This is a genomic window from Ktedonobacter sp. SOSP1-85 (genome assembly GCF_016587415.1).
Lineage (GTDB): Bacteria > Chloroflexota > Ktedonobacteria > Ktedonobacterales > Ktedonobacteraceae > Ktedonobacter.
On sequence record NZ_BNJI01000001.1, the window covers coordinates 2,029,847 to 2,048,609 of the forward strand.

At 54.0% G+C, this 18,763-nt stretch carries 13 protein-coding genes; 6 read left to right on the top strand and 7 right to left on the bottom strand.

Annotation, left to right across the window (positions count from 1 at the left end; all coding sequences use genetic code 11):
* Positions 1-199: 199 nt before the first annotated feature.
* Positions 200-1,393 carry a xylose isomerase gene (xylA, locus tag KTE_RS08630; RefSeq protein WP_201380249.1) on the bottom strand — a complete coding sequence of 398 codons (1,194 nt, stop codon included), beginning with the start codon at positions 1,391-1,393 and terminating at the stop codon, positions 200-202.
* Positions 1,394-1,761: 368 nt separating this feature from the next.
* Here xylA and KTE_RS08635 point away from each other — a divergent pair, with 368 nt between their 5' ends.
* A complete protein-coding gene (locus tag KTE_RS08635; RefSeq protein ID WP_236600332.1) occupies positions 1,762-3,477 on the top strand; it encodes an AAA family ATPase in 1,716 nt (571 codons plus the stop codon).
* 3 nt (positions 3,478-3,480) lie between these two features.
* Here the strand turns inward: KTE_RS08635 and KTE_RS08640 are convergent, their stop codons facing one another.
* Both KTE_RS08640 and KTE_RS08645 read right to left on the bottom strand, forming a co-directional pair.
* Positions 3,481-5,103: a cation acetate symporter gene (locus KTE_RS08640; RefSeq protein WP_201380250.1), complete on the bottom strand. Its 1,623-nt coding sequence runs from the start codon at positions 5,101-5,103 to the stop codon at positions 3,481-3,483.
* On the bottom strand, positions 5,100-5,489 hold the full coding sequence (locus KTE_RS08645; protein WP_201380251.1) for a DUF485 domain-containing protein: 390 nt from the start codon (positions 5,487-5,489) through the stop codon (positions 5,100-5,102). The genes KTE_RS08640 and KTE_RS08645 overlap by 4 nt, the downstream gene beginning before the upstream one ends.
* A 471-nt stretch (positions 5,490-5,960) precedes the next feature.
* Here KTE_RS08645 and KTE_RS08650 point away from each other — a divergent pair, with 471 nt between their 5' ends.
* Entirely contained in the window at positions 5,961-7,196 is a 1,236-nt protein-coding gene (locus tag KTE_RS08650; protein ID WP_201380253.1) for an RNA-guided endonuclease TnpB family protein, read from the top strand.
* A gap of 208 nt (positions 7,197-7,404) precedes the next feature.
* Here KTE_RS08650 and KTE_RS08655 read toward each other — a convergent pair whose 3' ends face one another.
* The gene (locus KTE_RS08655; RefSeq protein WP_201380255.1) at positions 7,405-8,940 is read right to left on the bottom strand and encodes a zinc ribbon domain-containing protein; all 1,536 of its coding nucleotides are present in this window, start codon (positions 8,938-8,940) and stop codon (positions 7,405-7,407) included.
* A gap of 159 nt (positions 8,941-9,099) precedes the next feature.
* A complete protein-coding gene (locus tag KTE_RS08660) occupies positions 9,100-10,638 on the bottom strand; it encodes a response regulator (protein WP_201380257.1) in 1,539 nt (512 codons plus the stop codon).
* A gap of 419 nt (positions 10,639-11,057) precedes the next feature.
* Here KTE_RS08660 and htpG point away from each other — a divergent pair, with 419 nt between their 5' ends.
* A complete protein-coding gene (gene htpG / locus KTE_RS08665; protein WP_201380259.1) occupies positions 11,058-12,944 on the top strand; it encodes a molecular chaperone HtpG in 1,887 nt (628 codons plus the stop codon).
* Between the two features lie 178 nt (positions 12,945-13,122).
* On the opposite strand, the gene KTE_RS08670 is transcribed toward htpG, so the two are convergent.
* Complete coding sequence (locus KTE_RS08670; RefSeq protein WP_007907147.1) at positions 13,123-13,320, bottom strand: helix-turn-helix domain-containing protein; 198 nt, start codon at positions 13,318-13,320, stop codon at positions 13,123-13,125.
* Between the two features lie 1,692 nt (positions 13,321-15,012).
* Between KTE_RS08670 and folE the strand changes: the two genes are divergently transcribed.
* The 3 genes from folE to KTE_RS08685 all read left to right on the top strand — a co-directional run bounded on the left by folE (position 15,013) and on the right by KTE_RS08685 (position 17,407).
* Positions 15,013-15,663, top strand: coding sequence for a GTP cyclohydrolase I (gene folE, locus KTE_RS08675; protein ID WP_201380261.1), 651 nt, complete (start codon positions 15,013-15,015; stop codon positions 15,661-15,663).
* Positions 15,660-16,523, top strand: coding sequence for a dihydrofolate reductase family protein (locus tag KTE_RS08680; RefSeq protein ID WP_201380263.1), 864 nt, complete (start codon positions 15,660-15,662; stop codon positions 16,521-16,523). The genes folE and KTE_RS08680 overlap by 4 nt, the downstream gene beginning before the upstream one ends.
* Before the next feature lie 149 nt (positions 16,524-16,672).
* Positions 16,673-17,407 carry an SDR family NAD(P)-dependent oxidoreductase gene (locus tag KTE_RS08685; protein ID WP_201380264.1) on the top strand — a complete coding sequence of 245 codons (735 nt, stop codon included), beginning with the start codon at positions 16,673-16,675 and terminating at the stop codon, positions 17,405-17,407.
* 139 nt (positions 17,408-17,546) lie between these two features.
* Here KTE_RS08685 and KTE_RS08690 read toward each other — a convergent pair whose 3' ends face one another.
* On the bottom strand, positions 17,547-18,713 hold the full coding sequence (locus KTE_RS08690) for an aminotransferase class I/II-fold pyridoxal phosphate-dependent enzyme (RefSeq protein ID WP_201380265.1): 1,167 nt from the start codon (positions 18,711-18,713) through the stop codon (positions 17,547-17,549).
* Between the last annotated feature and the right edge of the window lie 50 nt (positions 18,714-18,763).

The window sequence follows — 18,763 nt, forward strand, 5'->3', positions numbered from 1 at the left end:
GTATAAGTGTCAGATCTGAAGAAAGGGGTCGCCGCATACCGATTTAAAGAGCGATGCATATAAATGAATTTCTTGCGTCTCGCCTCAGCACTTGCGGTACTTCGTACTGGGTTATGTATGTGGTTATGTGGTTGCGGGCTGGTAGTGCCAGCCCGCAACCACATACATAGGAGAATCTTAATTATTTCTTGGGGAGAAATTAGCGGAGGCCGAGAATCAGCTCGATGGTCATCTGGTCAAGTTTCTCATAACGATAGCCACGTTTGGCGAGCGTATCAACGTCGAACTGAGTCTCTTTCAACTTCTTAACGGTTTCGCTGCTATAGCCGCTGAGCAGGCCGCCATAAGTCTGGTCGCCACCGTTGAGATCCTGCAAGAGCGCCTGGATCTCGGCGTCGGCATTAAACTGCTGGACCTTGGCTTTGAGCATGTTATACGTGCGCATACAACCAAGCGCAAAGTCCCATACGCCCTCTTCGTCCTCGGTGCGATAAGAGTGGGCATCAAAGTGGCGTGGGCCATCATAACCCTTCTCCTCCAGGAGCTTCACCAGGAAGAACATGCTCTTAATGCTCTCGCTACCAAAACGGAAGTCCTGGTCGTAACGCGGCCCCTTCTGGTCGTTGAGGTCGATGTGGAAGAGTTTGCCAGCGTCAAGCGCCTGGGCGATCCCGTGCACAAAGTTCAGGCCAGACATATGCTCATGAGCCACCTCGGGGTTAACGCCAACCATCTCAGGGTGGTCCAGAGTATAGATAAAGGCAAGCATATGGCCAATAGTGGGGAAATAGGTATCTGCACGCGGCTCGTTCGGCTTGGGCTCAAGGGCAATGCGCATATTGTAGCCCTGGTCGATAATGTACTGGCAAAAGAAATTGATCGCATCGCGCATACGCTGCACGGCCACAACGGGATCTTTGCTGGCCTCAGCATCGACGCCTTCGCGGCCACCCCAGAAGACATAGGTTGTCGCGCCCACCTCAGCGCCCAGATCGATGGCAGACATCGTTTTCTGCAAAGCAAAGGCACGAACCGCAGGATCAACCGCCGTAAAGGCACCATCTTTGAAGACGGGGTGATAGAAGAGGTTTGTCGTTGCCATCGGCACAATCATCCCATAATCCGAGAGGGCCTGCTTGAAATCGCGCACAATGCGGTCACGCTCAGCAGGGGTCGCGCCGAAGGGCACCAGGTCGTTGTCATGAAAATTGACGCCCCAGGCGCCAAGCTCAGAGAGCTTCTTCACGCTCTTCACAGGATCGAGAGCCGGGCGTACAAAGTCGCCAAAGGGGTCACGCCCCTGATTGCCCACAGTCCAGAGACCAAAGGTAAATTTGTCCTCTTTCCGGGGTCTGTACTGATCGCTGGTTAGCTCTTGCTTTATAATAGACATTCTGCATACACTCCTTCGTTAATAGGCTACATCAATACATCTTGGTATACATCGCAAGTCATACCGTGAGTAAGAAAACGTTCCTGGCGATTCGAGCAGAAATGTAGCTCCGATCATGCGTCATTGCAAGAGGGCACATGCACAAAACAGGGGGAACGGCTCTTCTCCATACTGTATCACAAATCATCCTTACAGAGAATGTGGCGAGAAAGCCCTGGTCATTGATGTCAGGGATGAATCGCCACATCCGCTCTCGCGCGCAAATAGAACAGCGTATTTTAAAAATAGAACTTGTGTTCTTCTGCTCGTTCTGGTAGAATAGGCATATCAGCACGATTCATCGGTGGCAATGGAGAGAAGGAGCCGACATGCCTGGACAACGCCAGAAACAGCAGAAGCCAAAACATCCCAAGGAGAAGCGACCGGCAACGCCTACCTTTCTGCTCGAGCTGCCCCTCGTCGTCGACCCAGGACAAGCCACTCGCCTGCGCGCTCACCTGGAAGCCGCTCGCCAACTCTACAACGCCATCCTCTCCCAGGGACAGAAATGCCTGCGCCGCATGCGATCTGACACTGCCTGGCAAGCGGCTCGCGATCTTCCTCGCACGCAGAAGACCCAACGAGCAATCGCCTTCTCCGCTTTGCGCAAGCAGTACGGGTTCACCGAGGCGGCATTGCATGAAGCCGTCAAAGGCTTGCGCGTGGGATGGATTTCCGAGCACATCGATGCCGTGCTCGCCCAAACCCTGGCGACCCGTGCTTACCGCGCCCTCAACCGCGTCTGCCTGGGCCAGGCCACACGCGTGCGCTTCAAGAGCCGAGGGCGTGGTTTCTCCAGCATCGAGAACAAGCGCAATGATACCGGCCTGCGCTTTGTCCTGCAGCCACCCGAGAAGGGAAACGCAGGGTTCCTGCTCTGGAACGGAGATCAGCTTCCTGCCTTCATCGATTGGAAGGACGAGGTGGTGACCCATGGGCTCAGGCACCGCATCAAGTACGCCCGCCTCATCCAACGTCACGCGAGCAGCCCCAAAGCGGCCGGAGCCGATGCAGAGGGCTATCGCTACGTGGTGCAGCTCGCCCTGGAGGGCACGCCTCACCGTAAGCCCAAGCACACGGTGGGGCAAGGGGTCATTGGCGCTGACCTGGGTCCCTCGACCCTGGCGCTCGTTCCTCAGGAGGGGGAGGCCAGCCTGGAGGTGTTCTGTGCGGAACTGGCTCCTGACACCAGAGCCATTCGTCGTCTGCAGCGGCGGATGGAGCGGCAGCGGCGAGCAGGCAATCCGGAGAACTACGATGAGAAGGGGCGCATCAAGAAGCAAGGTCACAGGAAGCTGCGGTGGAAGCAGAGCAAACGCTACCAGGCGACGAGGCGACACAAAGCGGCCAAAGAACGGAAGCTGGCGGCACACCGCAAGAGCCTGCATGGCCGCAAGGTGCACGAGGTGCTTGCGCAGGCCAGCACCATCATCATTGAAAAGGTCTCCTACAAGGCATGGCAGAAGCAATTCGGCAAGAGTGTGGGACTGCGAGCCCCAGGGATGTTTGTTGAACTGTTGAGACGCACCGTTGCAAGCACGGGCGGCACCCTGGTTGAAGTTCCCACGCGTCCAACAGCGCTGAGCCAATGGTGTCATGGTTGTGGCAAGAAGGTCAAGAAGCCCCTCTCCCAGCGCTGGCATCAGTGTGACTGTGGTGTAGGCCCAGTGCAGCGCGATCTCTATTCCGCCTTTCTGGCTGCTTATCTTGATCCAGCAGATCCTATTCCCTCGTGTGCCCAATACCAGCCGTATTGGGAGGGTGCAGAGGCGCGCCTGCGGGCAGCACACGAGCGTACCACACAACGTGCGAGAGAGGGGCAGGCGCTGCCCCGAAGCTTGGGTGTGACTCGAGCCAGAGCGCGTCTGCCCGAAAGTCCAGGAGAACTACCACTAGAGCCTGCTCTTCTCCTTTGGCGTGAGGAACAGGAAGCGTGGGCCGAACTTCTGGAACCCCCGTTGCTTTCGCACGGGGAGCTCTCAGAAGAGAACACAAAAAGACACCCTCTGCTACAAAAATCAGAGGGCGTCTCAAACGAGCAATAGAACTTAGACTTCGGCATCAATACCGAGGTTAGCACGGACATTGGTCTCACTAAAGGTCTCAACCGCGGACGCATCTCGCGTGGCGAGCGAGACCACAATCGCGACAATAAAACTCAGCGGAATGGAGATCAGGCCAGGATTCTCGAGCGGGAAGAGCGCCTTGGCCTGAATGAGATGCGCGGCGGTGGCAGCTGTTCCCGGAGGATCGATGCCCATAATCGCCGGGCTGATAATAATCAAGAGCACCGACGATATCAGGCCAACCAGCATGCTGGCGACCATACCCGCCGTGTTAAAGCGACGCCAGAAGAGTGAGAGAATAATCGAAGGCACATTGGCGCTCGCCGCCACGGCGAAGGCCAGGCCAACCAGGAAGGCCACATTACTATAGCGTAGCGCAATCGCCAGGATAATCGCGAGCACGCCAATCACACCTGCCGTAATTTTGGCGACCAGGACCTGCTCACGCTCATCCTCACGCCCCCCCTTAACCACATTCAACCAGATGTCGTGCGCGAAGGCTGAGGAACCCGCAATCGTCAGACCCGCGACGACAGCCAGAATGGTCGCGAAGGCCACGGCCGCGATAAAGGCCAGGAAGAGTGTTCCACCTACAGCCTCAGCCAGCAAGGGCGCGGCGAGATTCTGGTTAGCGATATGTGCCTTCCCCACCAGAGTCGCGGCTCCAAAGCCCAGGAAGGTCGTCAGGATATAGAAGACGCCAATGATCACGGTTGCCCAGACGACAGAGGAGCGCGCGGAACGGGCCGTAGGCACAGTATAGAAGCGCATCAGAATGTGGGGCAGACCAGCAGTACCCAGCACCAGGGCCAGGCCCAGCGAGATCAGATCAAGCTGGCCATAGGTACCGTGATAGCGCAAGCCCGGCATGAGATAGTTCTGCGTCACCAGGCTACCAGCAGTACACTGACCATCCTTCAACACGCCTCCATTGGTGCAATACTTGCCCACAACGCCGTGTATGGCATCAAAGAAATTGCCAAGCGAGAAGCCATAATGACTAAGCACCAGGAACGAGAGCACAATCGTTCCGCCAATAAGCAAGAGAGCTTTGATGATCTGTACCCACGTCGTGGCCAACATGCCGCCGAAGATGACATAGACAATCATCAACACACCCACGATAATGATGGCCCAGTTATAGTCCAGGCTGGGAATCAGCAGGCTCACCAGCGAACCGGCCCCTACCATCTGCGCGATCATATAGATGAGGGTCACAACGAGGGTTGAAATAGCAGCCACCGTACGCACTGAGCGATTTCGCAGGCGAAAGGTGAGCACATCGGCCATGGTAAATTTGCCAGTGTTGCGCAGCGGTTCCGCGACAAGGAAGAGCACCGTCAGGTAGGCTACCAGGAAGCCAACCGAGTACATAAATCCGTCATAGCCAAAGAACGCGATCAAGCCCGCGATACCCAGAAAAGAGGCTGCCGACATATAATCGCCCGCAACCGCCAGGCCATTCTGGAAGCCACTAATACGCCGTCCGGCGGCATAGAATTCCGTTGTCGTGCGCGTGCGACGCGAGGCCCAGAAGGTAATCACAAGCGTGATCAGGACAATCACACCAAACATAATAAGGGTTTGGAGCTCTTTTGCGTTCATTCGTTGTTCCCTCTCACACGCGCTACAATGCGCTGTACCAACGCATCAAACGTACCGGCACGCCAGACATAGATACCCATCAAGATCCAGGTCATAAAGAACTGGGAGAGCGCGAACACGTAGGCAACATTAATATTGCCGATGACGCTGGCATTCGCCACATCGGGCAGGTAACCAACCACGATCAGGAAGACGAAGTAGTAGAGCAGGAAGAAAATGGTCGCAGGAATGATAAGATTGCGCTTGGTGCGTACGAGCTCACGGAAATCAGCATCACGCTCGATTGCCTGCCAATCATGTGCAGACATGTGCTGATCCGCAACCGCGTCAGAGTTGGGAGCGGGGACGGAGTGCCCCTCATCTTGAGGGGAAATGGCATCAGCCATAGCAAAAACCTCCAGCCAGAAACAACAGACGCACTAAGTGAAACACTTGCCAGGGAGGAAAACCAAAACGCGAGGAGAGAAGAACAGGCGAGACTAGGCAAACACGAAACGTATGCGCCAGGCCTCATTAGGGAGAGTGGTGAGCAGCCAGCCAGGCTCAAAGCGTACCTCCATGGTAAAACTGTGTGAACATCATTGTCACAAGTACAAACGCCCTTCAGTACTCAGGCATGGAGATGATGCAATGCCCTGAGCGCCACGCGCTGTATTATACAGAAGGTACCATATTTAGCCTTAAAACTCAAGAGGAAAAAGAGGTGTTAAAAACGTTTCCAAGCAATTATGCCAGATGTTGACAAAAGAAGGCGTCTCTGGTAGAGTTCCGTTGGAAAGAATGTTCTTGTATGAAGCGACAAAAGAGAGGCACATCGACTCGAAGAACGTGTTGTTGGAAAGGCAGGAGCCCACCAGATGCAGTTGGTCGAACGACATCTCATTCGTCATCATGATGCACGCTTTGCCGTCATTGACCAGGCGGCCTTTGCCTCCAAAAACCTGTACAACCAGGCCAATTACCACGTCCGGCAAGCCTTCATTCACGAGGGGACCTACCTGCCCTACGCCGCCATCTTCCATCGCCTGAAACAGCATGAGGCCTATTGTGCCCTGCCTCGCAAAGTCAGCAATGCCATCCTGATTCAGCTTCACGACAATTGGGTCAGCTTTTTTGAAGGCATGGAGGCCTACCGCCAAGACCCCACTCCCTTTACGGGGCGCCCCAAGATCCCTGGCTATCAAGACAAGACCAAAGGCCGTTTCCTGCTCATCTACGAGAAAAAAGCCCTGGGCAAGAGGGCCTTCAAGCGCACGGGCAAGCTCGTGCCATCAGGGCTCCCCATCGAGATTGCGACTCAGATTACCTGGGAGGCCATTGCGCAGGTCCGCATCGTTCCACGCGCTGATGGCTACATGATCGAGGTCGTCTATGAGCAGGACATCCAACCAGCTGCGGTCAACCCCCAGCTTCGAGCAGCCGTGGATGTGGGCGTCAACGTGCTCGCAGCCATCACCAGCGACAAACCCGGTTTTGTGCCTCGTCTGGTGAGTGGCAAACCCCTCAAAAGCCTCAATCAGTGCTACAATAAACACCGTGCCAAGCAGCAGCAACGCCTCGCGCATGAGAACCGATATACCTCACGTCATCTCGATCGTGTGACGACGAAGCGCAATCGCCGTGTGGACGCGTATTTGCACACGGCCAGCCGTCGGATCATTGATCTGTTGGTGAGCGAAGGTATCGGAACGCTGGTGATTGGCAAGAATCCCTTGTGGAAACAGAATGTGAACCTGGGGCGCAGGAACAATCAGCAGTTTGTGCAGCTTCCCCATGCTCGTTTCATTGAGCAGTTGACCTACAAAGCGCACCTGGTTGGGATCAGAGTCATCCTTCAGGAAGAAAGCTACACCAGCAAGGCCAGTTTTCTGGACGGCGACTCCATCCCAACCTATGAGGCCAATGCGGTTGAGAAGCCGGTGTTCTCAGGCAAGCGTCTTGCTCGCAGTTGGTATCGCGCCAGGGATGGACGCCTCATTCATGCCGATATCAACGGAGCGTATAACATTTTACGCAAACGTAGCTCTGACCCTTTGCAAGTGGGGCGAGGAGTAGTGGGAGCCGCAGTTCTCCCCAGACGGCTGGCCGTCTGAACGGATGGCACATAGGCATATGTGTCTTCATTTTAAGATACTGTAGGCAGGCATAGACCGTTTCGGGAGTAGAAGAGAAGATACGACTATCCCGAAACATCTTCCGTTGAAGCGGGAATATGCGAGTAGTGACACTCCGCATGGGCTAAAGCCCAGCAGCTTCTGACACGGCTCCATAAGCGCCTGCGTGAGATATGTCCCCTAGGGACTACTCAAAATGGAGGCGTAGTGTGGTAGCCATATCTGGGGGGCGCGCACCCATCCGGCGCAATCCCCCCTGGGCGGTGCCAGGCCCGTTGGCGTGATCCCCTTGCCTTGCTCGAGCAAGAGATGGTTGCCCTTCGCGTTCGGCATCCTGGGAGATCCCAACACCTGGGTCTTTCGACCCCCTCATCGCACGTCGCGAATGAGCATGAGGCTTTTCCTTCAATGGTTCTTGGGAGCGCTCGATCAAGCGCTGCCCGATTCTCAGACTGGCATTGCGGTCGGCATGGTCGCGCATCTGGCATTGTGGGCACAGGCAAAGCGCCGCGCCGGGCGTGTATCCCTCAAGCGGCTCGCCCTCATTGTAGCGAATGACGGGCGCCTGACAGCGATGGCATTGCCGGCTCGTATGGCGCGGATTGACGCGGCACGTGATGAGACCACCTGCATTCCACGCCTTGTACTTCGCGTACGTGAAGATGCGCCCTTTCATCCAGTAGGCGCGTTTCCTGTTGCTACGGCGCGAATACCTCCCTTTTTCCGGGCGCAGGTTGCCCAGATGCTCGAAGACCAGGATGCTGGCTTGCTGCTCGATGGCGAACTGGACAATGCGAGCGCTCACCTGCTGCGCGATATGCTCATCGACGTGCCTGATCTTGCGCCACAAATCAGCATTGTCCTGTTCCCCTTCGGCAATGACGCCCGTCTGAGATCGGTTGTGTGCAATGCGTCCGAGCAGTCGCTTCCTAAAGCCCGATACCGCTGTGCCATTTCCAATGAAGGAAGTGGCCAGGATGGTGCCTTCGACGGTCTGGACGGTACACACGGCGAGATGCTGGTCGAGGTTCACATCGACCGCGCAGAGACGTGTCTCTTTGGATGCTATCTGTTCAACAACTTTGGCAGGGGCCTCCAACGTTTTCTCGATGGGAGTATGCAACCACCAGCGGTTGCCCTTGCGAACCAGTTGCGGGCTCCCGATTGCGTACCCCTCGGGAATATCGCGAGAAAGCGCACCAACTTTGAGCCAGGACCAGCACGAGCCGGTCCACACTCTGAGCATGATGGAGTGCGTAGCGCGTTCTTTCCACAAGCCCGCGTAGAAGGAGGCCGACTTGTTCCAGATGCGCGGCGGGACCGGTGGCCGCTCCCTGAATGGCTGCTTCTTCTTGCCCTTTTTGCACGGTTTGGCCTCGTGCTTCTCTTTGCGTGCTCGCCACTGTTTGAGCGAGGAGAAAAAGGCGCGAGCAGAGCCAAGGGCCGCATTGATGGCGGCGCGGCGGAACATCGCGGGGATATCTGGGGCGATGTCGGAAAGTGGCAGAATGGGATGGGGGCTCTTCTCCGTCGCATGGGTGAGTTTCTCCAGGGCGGTGAGAGCCTCCTTGCTCTTGAGAGAGAGGATGCCCTCATGGGCCTGGATGACCTCAAAGTAGAAGGCCACGACACGATTGTAGAGCGCCTGATTCTCCGCGAAGGAGTGGGCTGCTTGTGGCGGATACTGCAACGCGTGTCTGATTGTTTTCATGGCTTTTGCCATTTTTAGTGCTTTTTCTCTCAAAAAAATATATTGCGTCTCTTTTAGAGTATACGACAATACGTTGGAGTTGTCAAACGTATGTTCTATATTATGCTATGCAAGGGCTAAAGCCGGGATACGCCTCACTGCCGCCGTTGAAACGGCGCAGCTTGCGGCGGGCTAAAGCCCGTCCATGTCATCGCCATCCAGGAGCAAGGCTACATCTTCTTCATCGTCATCCTCAGACGCAGAGCCAAGCATGGCTCCAGGCGGCTGAATTGACCAGACAGCATGTGTGCGCGGTAAGAGGGTCAGAGTATCAGCCTGTGAGGGAGAGGCTTCTTGAGAGAGCGGAAGAATCACAAAATAGGTACAACGATCACCAGGAAAGTTTTGCACCTCCAGATGACCGCCATGGCGCTCCAGGATATTGCGCGAGACATACATATCCATACCCGCGCGCGTCTGAGCATCAAGGTTACGAATGGTAATAATCGCCTCGTGGCCTGCCTGCTGAACCGTTAGCGTCACAGGATCACTCCAGGTCGCCTGGACATGAGCCGTCAGGAGCAGATTACGCAACACCTGGGAAATTTGCACGTCATCAATATCAGCCTCCAGTGGTAAACCGAGGAAGTCACAGGTCAGGTGCAACCCCTGCTGACCTGCATGAACATCAAGGCAGGTGGCACAGAGATCGACCAGATTGGCGCGCTGACAATGCAGAATAAACTGTCCCGCATCGATGCGTGATGTATTTAAGAGCTCCTGCACCAGTTCCTCAGTGCGCCCCAGCGAGGCTTCAATGTCAGCGAAGCCACGACTCACCAGTTCAGCCACATCTGCATGATCGAGTTTGCGTCTGATCAACTGAGTCATCTCCTTGAGACGCGCCACAGGTAGCTTGAGGTCATGCGAAACCAGGCTAATGACCTTATCCTTGGTCGCATTGGCCTCGAAGAGCTCATTTGTGCGTTGCTGCACCTGGATCTCAAGCGAGCGAGCATGAATTTCCAGCGCGAGCTGCTGCTCCTCCACCCGGCGTCGCAGCTGGCAGGACTGGATGGCACGTAGGAGTGCCGCAATAAAGGCATCGCGGTCAATTGGTTTCTGGATGTAGTCGTAGGCGCCGCCACGTAGTGCACGCACAGCCAGGTCATGCTCACCATGGCCTGTGATAAGCAGGGTAGGCGTCTCTGGCTGCAATTCCTGGACCCTGGCTAGCAATGCCAGGCCATCCATCACAGGCATCTTAATATCGCTGACAATAGCATCAAAGCGCTGTGCCTCAATACGTTGCAGCGCATGTTCAGCCGTACTGGCTGTCTCAACATGAATGCCTGGAATACGCAACGAGACGGTATGGGGCAAGGCATTGAGCAATGCCTTGTCGTCGTCGACGATGAGCACATAGGGTGGGGGCGCAAACGAGGAGGGCATCAGCGTTGCGAATTGTGCCTGCTGCGTAATACTATAGCGAGCAGGCAAGCCGGTATGAAGGCGAATACCAACATGGTCGAGGGTAAAGAGGTACCAACCGCCAGCGTCCATCGCGATCTGACCCGGAATCCAGGAACTAAAGACACGGATCTCGATACTCTCCCCGCGCTTTAATTCCTGGCCATCGAGTTCCAGGCAGTTTGAGCTACTATTATAAACAAGCGTTCCCTGCGGAAATGGCTGTGATTGTGACGTTGATGATGGTTGCTGTTTCGGCATCCAGGTGCTCCCATTTTTGTGCTATCTGTTAAAGATACGTATGAACATGGCTAATAAGTGACAGAATAGGACACATAGTATACGAACACTATGCACAACAGGTAAGAAAACATGTATTAACGCATTTGGATAGTTTTCTCTTGAAGAGGATAACAAACTTGATAAGGAGAAGAGTAAGCAAGTGGCTCTTTTTTCTTATGCCGTATACCAAAGGGTGCGCAGGCCGCTCCTGGAGCCGCGCTGCTCATACCTCTGCTCTCACAAAAACAAGCAATTATAGACTCCAACAGAAATCTAATAGTTTTCTTATGGTTTTCTAATAGTTCCTATGCTATATAAACGTATAGAATGCACACCTCATAGGAGAGAAGGCCAACCACGTATCTCACGCCACATACAGATGATGGAAGGAATTATTCATGACAGTAGAGACTCACAAGGAGCAGCTTGGTTTTCAGGCCGAAGTCAAGCAATTGTTGGATCTTATGATCCATTCGCTCTATAGCCATAAAGAGATATTTTTACGCGAATTAATCTCAAACGCCTCGGATGCTATTGACCGGTTACGCTTTGATGCACTCTCCGATTCTTCGCTCTACGAACGCGATGCTGAATTTAAGATCCGTGTTGACTACGATAAAGAGGCTCGTACCATCACAGTCAGCGATAATGGCATTGGTATGAATCGGCAGGAAGTCATTGAGCATATCGGGACGATTGCCAAATCGGGGACGCGTGAGTTCTTCAAATCGCTGACGGGAGATAAGCAAAAAGACGCCAACCTGATCGGTCAGTTCGGCGTTGGCTTCTATTCGGCCTTTGTGGTAGCCGACAATATCACCCTCACAACCCGCAGAGCGGGGGCAACGGCCGATGAAGGTGTTCGTTGGCAGTCCGAGGGGCAGGGCGAGTACACGATTGAGAACGTAGAGAAGGCCACGCGTGGCACAGAGGTCACACTACATCTGCGCGAGGGCGAAGATGAATTTCTGAGTGGCTTCCGCCTACGTGAGATCATCCGCAAATACTCCGACCACATCATGCTCCCTATTATTATGCAGAAAGAGGAGCAGGAAGAGGGAAAGGAGCCAGAGGAAGAAGTCGTCAACCGCGCTTCCGCGCTCTGGACACGCCCCAGAAACGAGATCACAGAGCAGGAATACAACGAGTTCTATCAGCATGTCGCCCACGATTTTGGCGATCCCCTGGCCTACCTGCACAGCAAAATGGAGGGCACTCAAGAATATACGCTCCTGCTCTATATTCCAGCACACGCCCCCTTCGACCTGTATACACGCGAATTTCATCACGGCGTCAAACTCTACGTTCGGCGCGTCTTCATCATGGATGATGCCGAAAAACTCATGCCGCGCTACCTACGTTTCATCCGTGGCGTGATCGACTCAAATGACCTGCCCCTAAATGTCTCGCGTGAAATCTTGCAGCAGAACCGCCAGATTGACCAGATCCGTTCAAACGCGACCAAGAAGGTGCTGGGCCTGCTTACGGATATGGTTAAAAATGAGCCAGAGAAGTATGCCAGCTTCTGGAGCGAGTTTGGGCGTGTCATGAAAGAGGGTCTGCTTGAAGATCGGACCAACCGCGATACCCTCGCCAAACTTCAGCGCTTCTCCAGCACCCTCGCGGAGAGCGAGACCCAGGATGTGTCGCTGGAGGCCTATGTCAGCAGGATGAAGGATGGGCAGGACAACATCTACTACCTGGTTGCCGAGAGCCATGCCGCGGCGAAAAACAGTCCTCTGCTGGAGATCTTTAAGAAGAAAGGCATCGAGGTCCTCTTGCTCTCCGATCCCCTGGATCACTTCCTGGGCAGCGAACTCTCCGAGTTTGAAGGCAAAAAGTTGCAATCCGTCTCAAAGGGTGAGATCGACCTGGACAAGTTCACCGACGAGCAGGAGAAAGAAGAGCAACAGAAAACAGCGGACGAGGCCAGAGACCTGGTGGAGCGCCTGAAACAGACTCTACAAGAGAAGGTCAAAGATGTACGCATTACCCAACGCCTGACCAGTTCGCCCGCCTGCCTGGTTATTGACCAGTATGGAATCGATCCAAGCTTGAAACGCCTGCTGGAGGCAACGGGACAGAAGGTGCCCCATGACAAACAGATTTTGGAGATCAACCCTCAGCATCCCATTATTAACCGCATAAAGAGCGAGAGCGATACGCAGCGCTTCAACGACTGGGCCAACGTGCTCTTTGAGCAATCAGTGCTCAGCAGCGGTGAAGCCCTCGAGGATCCTATCGATTTCGTCAATCGCTTAAACAACCTGCTCGCTAGCTTATAAACTGAGATTGGCATCATACGAACAAAACGCGCCACGGCTGATCAGCCGTGGCGCGTTTTGTTCGTATGAGACCCCAAAAAAACGCTTCCCCGGCCCCGATACTAATTGACGAGAGAAGCATCTGGAAGAGCCAGGGAAGCGTGTAAGCCAATTGGCCGCGAATAACGCGCGAACAGGCTTAGGCGATGATTTGACCGTTCGAACCCAGAACCTTATTCAGGGTTTCACGCTTAATGCGATAGGCCTGGCGTGCATTGACGTGTGGCAGAACAACGGCCTCGAGCGCACCCTGTTTCACCCAGCGGCGAACGGTGGTGTCATCAACACGAAGAATGCGGGCGACCTCGGAAACGGTTAAAAGCTCACTGTTGCTCATGGAAACTACTCACTTCCTTTTGTACTTGATATGCCTGCATTACCCACATCAGGATCAAATGACCCTGGGGCACAGGGGCATGCAGTGAAATTTACCGATGGTATATACACAAGAAAACAGGTCGACTGCATTGTATAACAATGCAGAAGATTTGTAAAGAGTAAGTCTAGAATGAAACCAGGGCAGAGGGATTACTGCCATTACAAATTGTCGTCTACATTACCAAAGCTATAAGACGCTAAGGGATACGGCGCCACTATAAACTTTGAGGAGCGCGACATCATTCTAGAGGGAGACTAGCCAGGCAAAGCGAAAAACTCACTTCATACCGGTTAGCCTGAAGAAACGATTATTAGATGTAGAAATCTATTAATTGAACTTTACCAGTGCTTGGAGTTCTTGTCAAGGGTTTCTCTTATCAACAGCAGAGTGCAATGACAGGAAAAACACATGGTATTCGTAATATGAGTGTAGGAAAAGCACTCTTACTCAAAACAGTACCAGGCTTTTTACGTACCTGATTATGCTCTCCACATATATAATACGTTTCTACGGTTAAATTTATTCCCTACTGCAAAGGACACAGATTACTCTTTTGTACAAATAAAATGGGTCCAGGCACAAGAAAACAGACAAATCAAACATGCGACTCTAGACGAACCTGAGGACTGAAAGGTCACATATCCACGCTGCAACCTGGTAAGCGGGGAAGGCCATACGGCCGAAAGTACTATCACAGACCGCTTTCTCATCTCTACTCCCCCCGAGCATTATAAATGTACCGGAAGCAAGCGTACGATGTCCAGTAATCAGCAAGCAAGTAGTACTACTGGTATAACCACTGAACCTTAGAGGCACATGCAAGCTATGCTGGCATGAAGAGAAGCCTTAGAGCGCAACAGTTTCAGGAATCATGCCTTCTTAGGCGCGCAACCTTCTGCGCCAACTGGTGAAAGCCTGGCACAAATTACCAACTGACAACATCTGGCAGCTTTCATCTCGTTTCCTACCGCAAAAGCATGGTCACCTCGCCTTACCACAAGAAAAGAGCTCGTTACACAACCTTGCCTACAAACACGAATGAATATACATACAAGCTTCACCAGAAGCATGACGCAGAATGGCAAAAATGACATTCCACCGTGGTGACAACGGTAGGAGCACAGAATCATGCCTGACATGAGCCAATGCAACTTGCCATATTCGATGTCTAGGAAAATACATCGGCAGTAAGAGAGGAATTTTGTAGTGCGCCCCTTACTTTTGACTTCTTGCCTGGACAAGGATTTCCAGTGTTCCTCTCCCCTTTGCCTCGGCTCGCCGCGCTCTATTCTTGTTTTGATATGAGATAATACAAGAGTGTTACCAATCAGAGCAATTGGAAGTGTTCCCTAGAAAGGGCAGGGAAGAGGAATACGCCGCCGAATCTCCTACCCATGCACAGGCAAGGGAGCGTCAAGAATACAGTGAAGTACAACACAATCCACAGAGGTGCAAAAGCGCGTACCTGGGCAATAAGCTATGCTCGCGCCTACCGTCACAGGTTGGCACAGACTGAGACAGCGTTTCTGACTTGTCGATAAAAAGAAGAGGAGGCGTGGTGAGGAGGCAAGTGAGAATAAAATCGGCCGTCAGAACGTTAGAGGCTGTAGGAAAAGAAATGGCTCGTCTCTGAGCGAAAAGAGGATTAGAATGACGCTAAATATAGACCTGGATGATCTTGAATTTGAAGATGCAATAGAACTCAAACAACGCCATATCTCGGTGGAGCAGATGCGCACATTTGAAGGATATATGGCAGAAATATTCGACGCGATGGGAATGAATGTCTCGACTCCAGGGACAGAAGATACGCCTAAACGTTTTCTTAAAGCCATGCTTGACGCGACCGAGGGCTATGATGGCGATCCCAAACTGATCAAAGTCTTCCCAGCCGAGCATCCTAACGGCGCCAACAGCCACTTAAGCCAGGTTATTGAGGGACCAATCCACTTCTTCTCCCTCTGTGAGCATCATGCATTTCCTTTCTTTGGCCAGGCATATGTAGGCTATATCGCGGACGAGCACATCATTGGCCTCTCCAAATTGACGCGCCTGGTACGCGTCTTCGCCAAACGCTTCTCCGTCCAGGAGCGCATCACGCAACAGATCGCCAGTTCACTTGAAGCGATCTTACAGCCCCAGGGAGTCGCTGTCTACCTGGAGGCCAATCACCTCTGTATGGCCATGCGCGGCGTCCGTGAAAGCTCAGCCTTGACCCGCACTACCGCGTGGAGAGGTGAGTACGAACATAACGCTGAACTTCGCTCTGAGTTCTTCTCTACCGCCAATATTCGCCCATGAGCACAGACAAACGTCCAGAGGCATTTGTCCCCCTCTATAGCCAGGAGCGAGGCGATAAGCTTCCACTGCCAGCGTCTCTTGCGGCGCTGCTCGGTGACTTTCGCCTTCCGCTCAAGACTCAACCACCCTATGTCATTGGAAACTTCGTCTCGACCATTGATGGTGTTGTCTCTCTAAATGAGCAAGGGCATACAGGTGGCGGGCCAATCAGTGGTTTTTTGGCCTCGGATCATGTATTGATGGGGGTACTACGCGCAGCCGCAGACGCCATCATTGTTGGCGCAGGCACACTACGCGATGAGCCAGGGCATAGATGGACAGCGGAGTATATTTATCCAGCCTTCGCTCAGGAGTACCGCGATCTGCGCCTGGCCCTGGGCAAAACGACACCTCCACTCACCGTTCTGGTAAGCGCAAGCGGTCATATCGATCTGAACCAGGGGCTATTTCAGCGGGGAGAGGTCCCGGTCCTGATCATTACCACGCCCCAGGGAGAGAAGCGTGTGCGCACCAAAAAAATTCCCTCCTGGGTACAACTTGCAAGCGTACAACCGCAGCAAGGAGGCAACATTCGTGCGCAAAACATTCTCACCCTTGTTGAGCAGGCCTGTCATGGGCAGCTCTTTTTGACCGAGGGCGGTCCCCAACTACTCAACGTCTTTCTCAGCGAGGGCCAGCTAGACGAACTCTTCCTGACACTTGCTCCCCAGCTCGCCGGGCATATACATAATGATCAACGTCCCGCAGTTGTCATGGGAGCGCATTTTGCGCCTGAGCGCCCACTCTGGAGCACCCTCCAGAGCGTCAGGCTCGTTGGGAGCCACCTCTTTCTGCGCTACGCCTTTCGCGAACGCGAATAGAAACAGTGAAATCACGCCATAGCCCACAGCACCTCGATATGACCTGGATATACTCTATCTCGTAGAATAAAAAGAGGGCAGTATATCTTTTGGATGTATCTCTTGAGCACAAGAAAGATACGAGAGGACAGCAGAAAGGAAACAAGACTATGCGCCTGGAGGGGAAGAGCGTTATCATTACTGGAGTTAGCCAGAAAGGGCAGATGGGCTTTGCGCTAGCCGAAGCCTGCGCACGCGAGGGTGCGAAATTGACCATAAGCGCGCGCAGCGAGCAGCACGTTCTGGCGCGAGCAACAGAGCTACGAGCACAAGGAGCAGAGGTCCTGGCCATTCCCGCGGACCTGACCAGCGAGACTGGCGCACAAAAAGTCATCGCACAGACCCGGCATACCTATGGGCAGATCGACATCCTCATTAACCTGGCAGGCGGCCTGACGCAGTTTGGTCCCTTTGAACAACTCTCGCTCGCGCAATGGGAGGGTGAACTCAAGAACAACCTGCGCGCGACCTTTCTCTGCTGTCGAGCCGCCTGGCCCATCTTTCAACAGCAAGGGAAAGGCACCATCCTCAACTTTAGCCGCGCGGGCGATGTCTGGAGCGCAGGCCCAAACATGCTCGCCTATAACTGCGCCAAGGCAGGAGTAGACGCTTTAACGGCCACCCTTGCCAGGGAGGGTAAGGCACACAACATTCGTGTCAATGCGCTTGGCCCTGGCCTTATTGTCACGCAGTCTAATCTGGAGGCGATGCATCCAAGCGAGGAAGAGCTACGAACGCAATGGGTCCATCCAGAGCAGATTATCGAAGCCGCGCTCTTTCTAATCTCGGACACTGGTAGCGGCGTCACCGGAACCCTGCTACCGGTGCGGGGCCTGGGTATCTAGTAGCCTCCATGTGCAAGTTATTTTTGGTTATTGGTGTGGTACCCTTGCGGGACTGCGGCTGGCAAGAGTACCACATCAATAACCAAAGTGAGCGCCGTAGGCGCGAGGCGTTACGCCAACGCCATGCACATCGTGTTAGCTAGCGGCGGAGGCGAAGCAGGCGTTCATGCACCTGGTGCAACATCTCATCAGACTTACAGAAGGCAAAGCGCGCATAGCCCTGGGCGAGATGCGCATGCGCCGGGCTATAAAATGAATCCGGGGGGATACAGGCAACACGCGCTTCCTGAATCAGGTAGCGCGTGAACTCCACGGCCGATCCAGAAAAGAGCGCGCTATAGTCGGCCATGATAAAGTATGTACCATCTGGTACCGCGTAGCGCAGGCCAGCGGCATCCAGCGCCGAGCGCAAGAGATCACGCTTCTCGGCATAGAGCTGGCGAAAATCCTGGTAGTAGTCGTTGGGGAGGTTAAGCGCAAAGGCAATGGCCTCCTGGGTTGGATGATGCACCGAGAAGGTAATAAACTGGTGCGCACGCCTCACACCTTCAATCAAGTCTGGATGGCCATAGACCCAGCCAATCTTCCAGCCCGTTGCGCTAAAGAGCTTACCTGAGCTGCTCACAGTCACGGTCCGCTCAAACATTCCTGGTAACGAGGCGATGGGAAGGTGCTGGGCCTCACCGAACGTCAGATGCTCATAGACTTCATCGGCGATCACCGTTACATTATACTCAAGGCACAGCTCCGCGATAAAGCTCAATTCCTCACGCGAGAAAACATGCCCGGTGGGATTGTGGGGCGTATTGAGGATCACCGCACGCGTTTTCTTGCTGAAGGCGGCCCGCAGTTCGTCAGGATCAAACTGCCAGTGCGGGGGGTGGAGAGGCACAAACACTGGTACCGCCTGCGCCATCAGGATATTGGGAACATACGAGTCGTAAAATGGTTCGAGCACAATGACCTCGTCGCCCGGATCTACCAGCCCCAGAATAGCCGCAAAAATACCCTCTGTCGCTCCCGAGGTCACTACCACGCCACGCAGAGGATCGATCTCGACCTGGTAGAAACGCGCGGCATGATCGGCCACCGCCTGGCGTAGCGCGGGCGTTCCATCGCCGGGCGCGTACTGGTTGAGATTACCCGCGCGCAGGGCCTGTACGACCGCCTCCACAATCTCTGGCGGTGTATCAAAATCAGGTTTCCCCTGACCAAGGTTGAGCGCTGAATGCTGCTGGGCAAGCTGATTGATCTCGGTAAAAATGGTTGTGCCAAATGAGGCAACACGTTGAGCGACAGTCGACATAGATTCCTCCCACAACGCAAAAGAATTATTCCCCCTATTATAGCAGGCGC

Coding starts and splice junctions, on each gene's coding strand:
- KTE_RS08650 (WP_201380253.1), top strand. CDS start 5,961: ATGCAGTTGGTCGAACGACATCTCATTCGTCATCATGATGCACGCTTT.
- KTE_RS08685 (WP_201380264.1), top strand. CDS start 16,673: ATGCGCCTGGAGGGGAAGAGCGTTATCATTACTGGAGTTAGCCAGAAA.
- KTE_RS08645 (WP_201380251.1), bottom strand. CDS start 5,489: ATGGCTGATGCCATTTCCCCTCAAGATGAGGGGCACTCCGTCCCCGCT.
- KTE_RS08640 (WP_201380250.1), bottom strand. CDS start 5,103: ATGAACGCAAAAGAGCTCCAAACCCTTATTATGTTTGGTGTGATTGTC.
- KTE_RS08690 (WP_201380265.1), bottom strand. CDS start 18,713: ATGTCGACTGTCGCTCAACGTGTTGCCTCATTTGGCACAACCATTTTT.
- KTE_RS08655 (WP_201380255.1), bottom strand. CDS start 8,940: ATGGCAAAAGCCATGAAAACAATCAGACACGCGTTGCAGTATCCGCCA.
- htpG (WP_201380259.1), top strand. CDS start 11,058: ATGACAGTAGAGACTCACAAGGAGCAGCTTGGTTTTCAGGCCGAAGTC.
- KTE_RS08670 (WP_007907147.1), bottom strand. CDS start 13,320: ATGAGCAACAGTGAGCTTTTAACCGTTTCCGAGGTCGCCCGCATTCTT.
- KTE_RS08635 (WP_236600332.1), top strand. CDS start 1,762: ATGCCTGGACAACGCCAGAAACAGCAGAAGCCAAAACATCCCAAGGAG.
- KTE_RS08680 (WP_201380263.1), top strand. CDS start 15,660: ATGAGCACAGACAAACGTCCAGAGGCATTTGTCCCCCTCTATAGCCAG.
- folE (WP_201380261.1), top strand. CDS start 15,013: ATGACGCTAAATATAGACCTGGATGATCTTGAATTTGAAGATGCAATA.
- KTE_RS08660 (WP_201380257.1), bottom strand. CDS start 10,638: ATGCCGAAACAGCAACCATCATCAACGTCACAATCACAGCCATTTCCG.
- xylA (WP_201380249.1), bottom strand. CDS start 1,393: ATGTCTATTATAAAGCAAGAGCTAACCAGCGATCAGTACAGACCCCGG.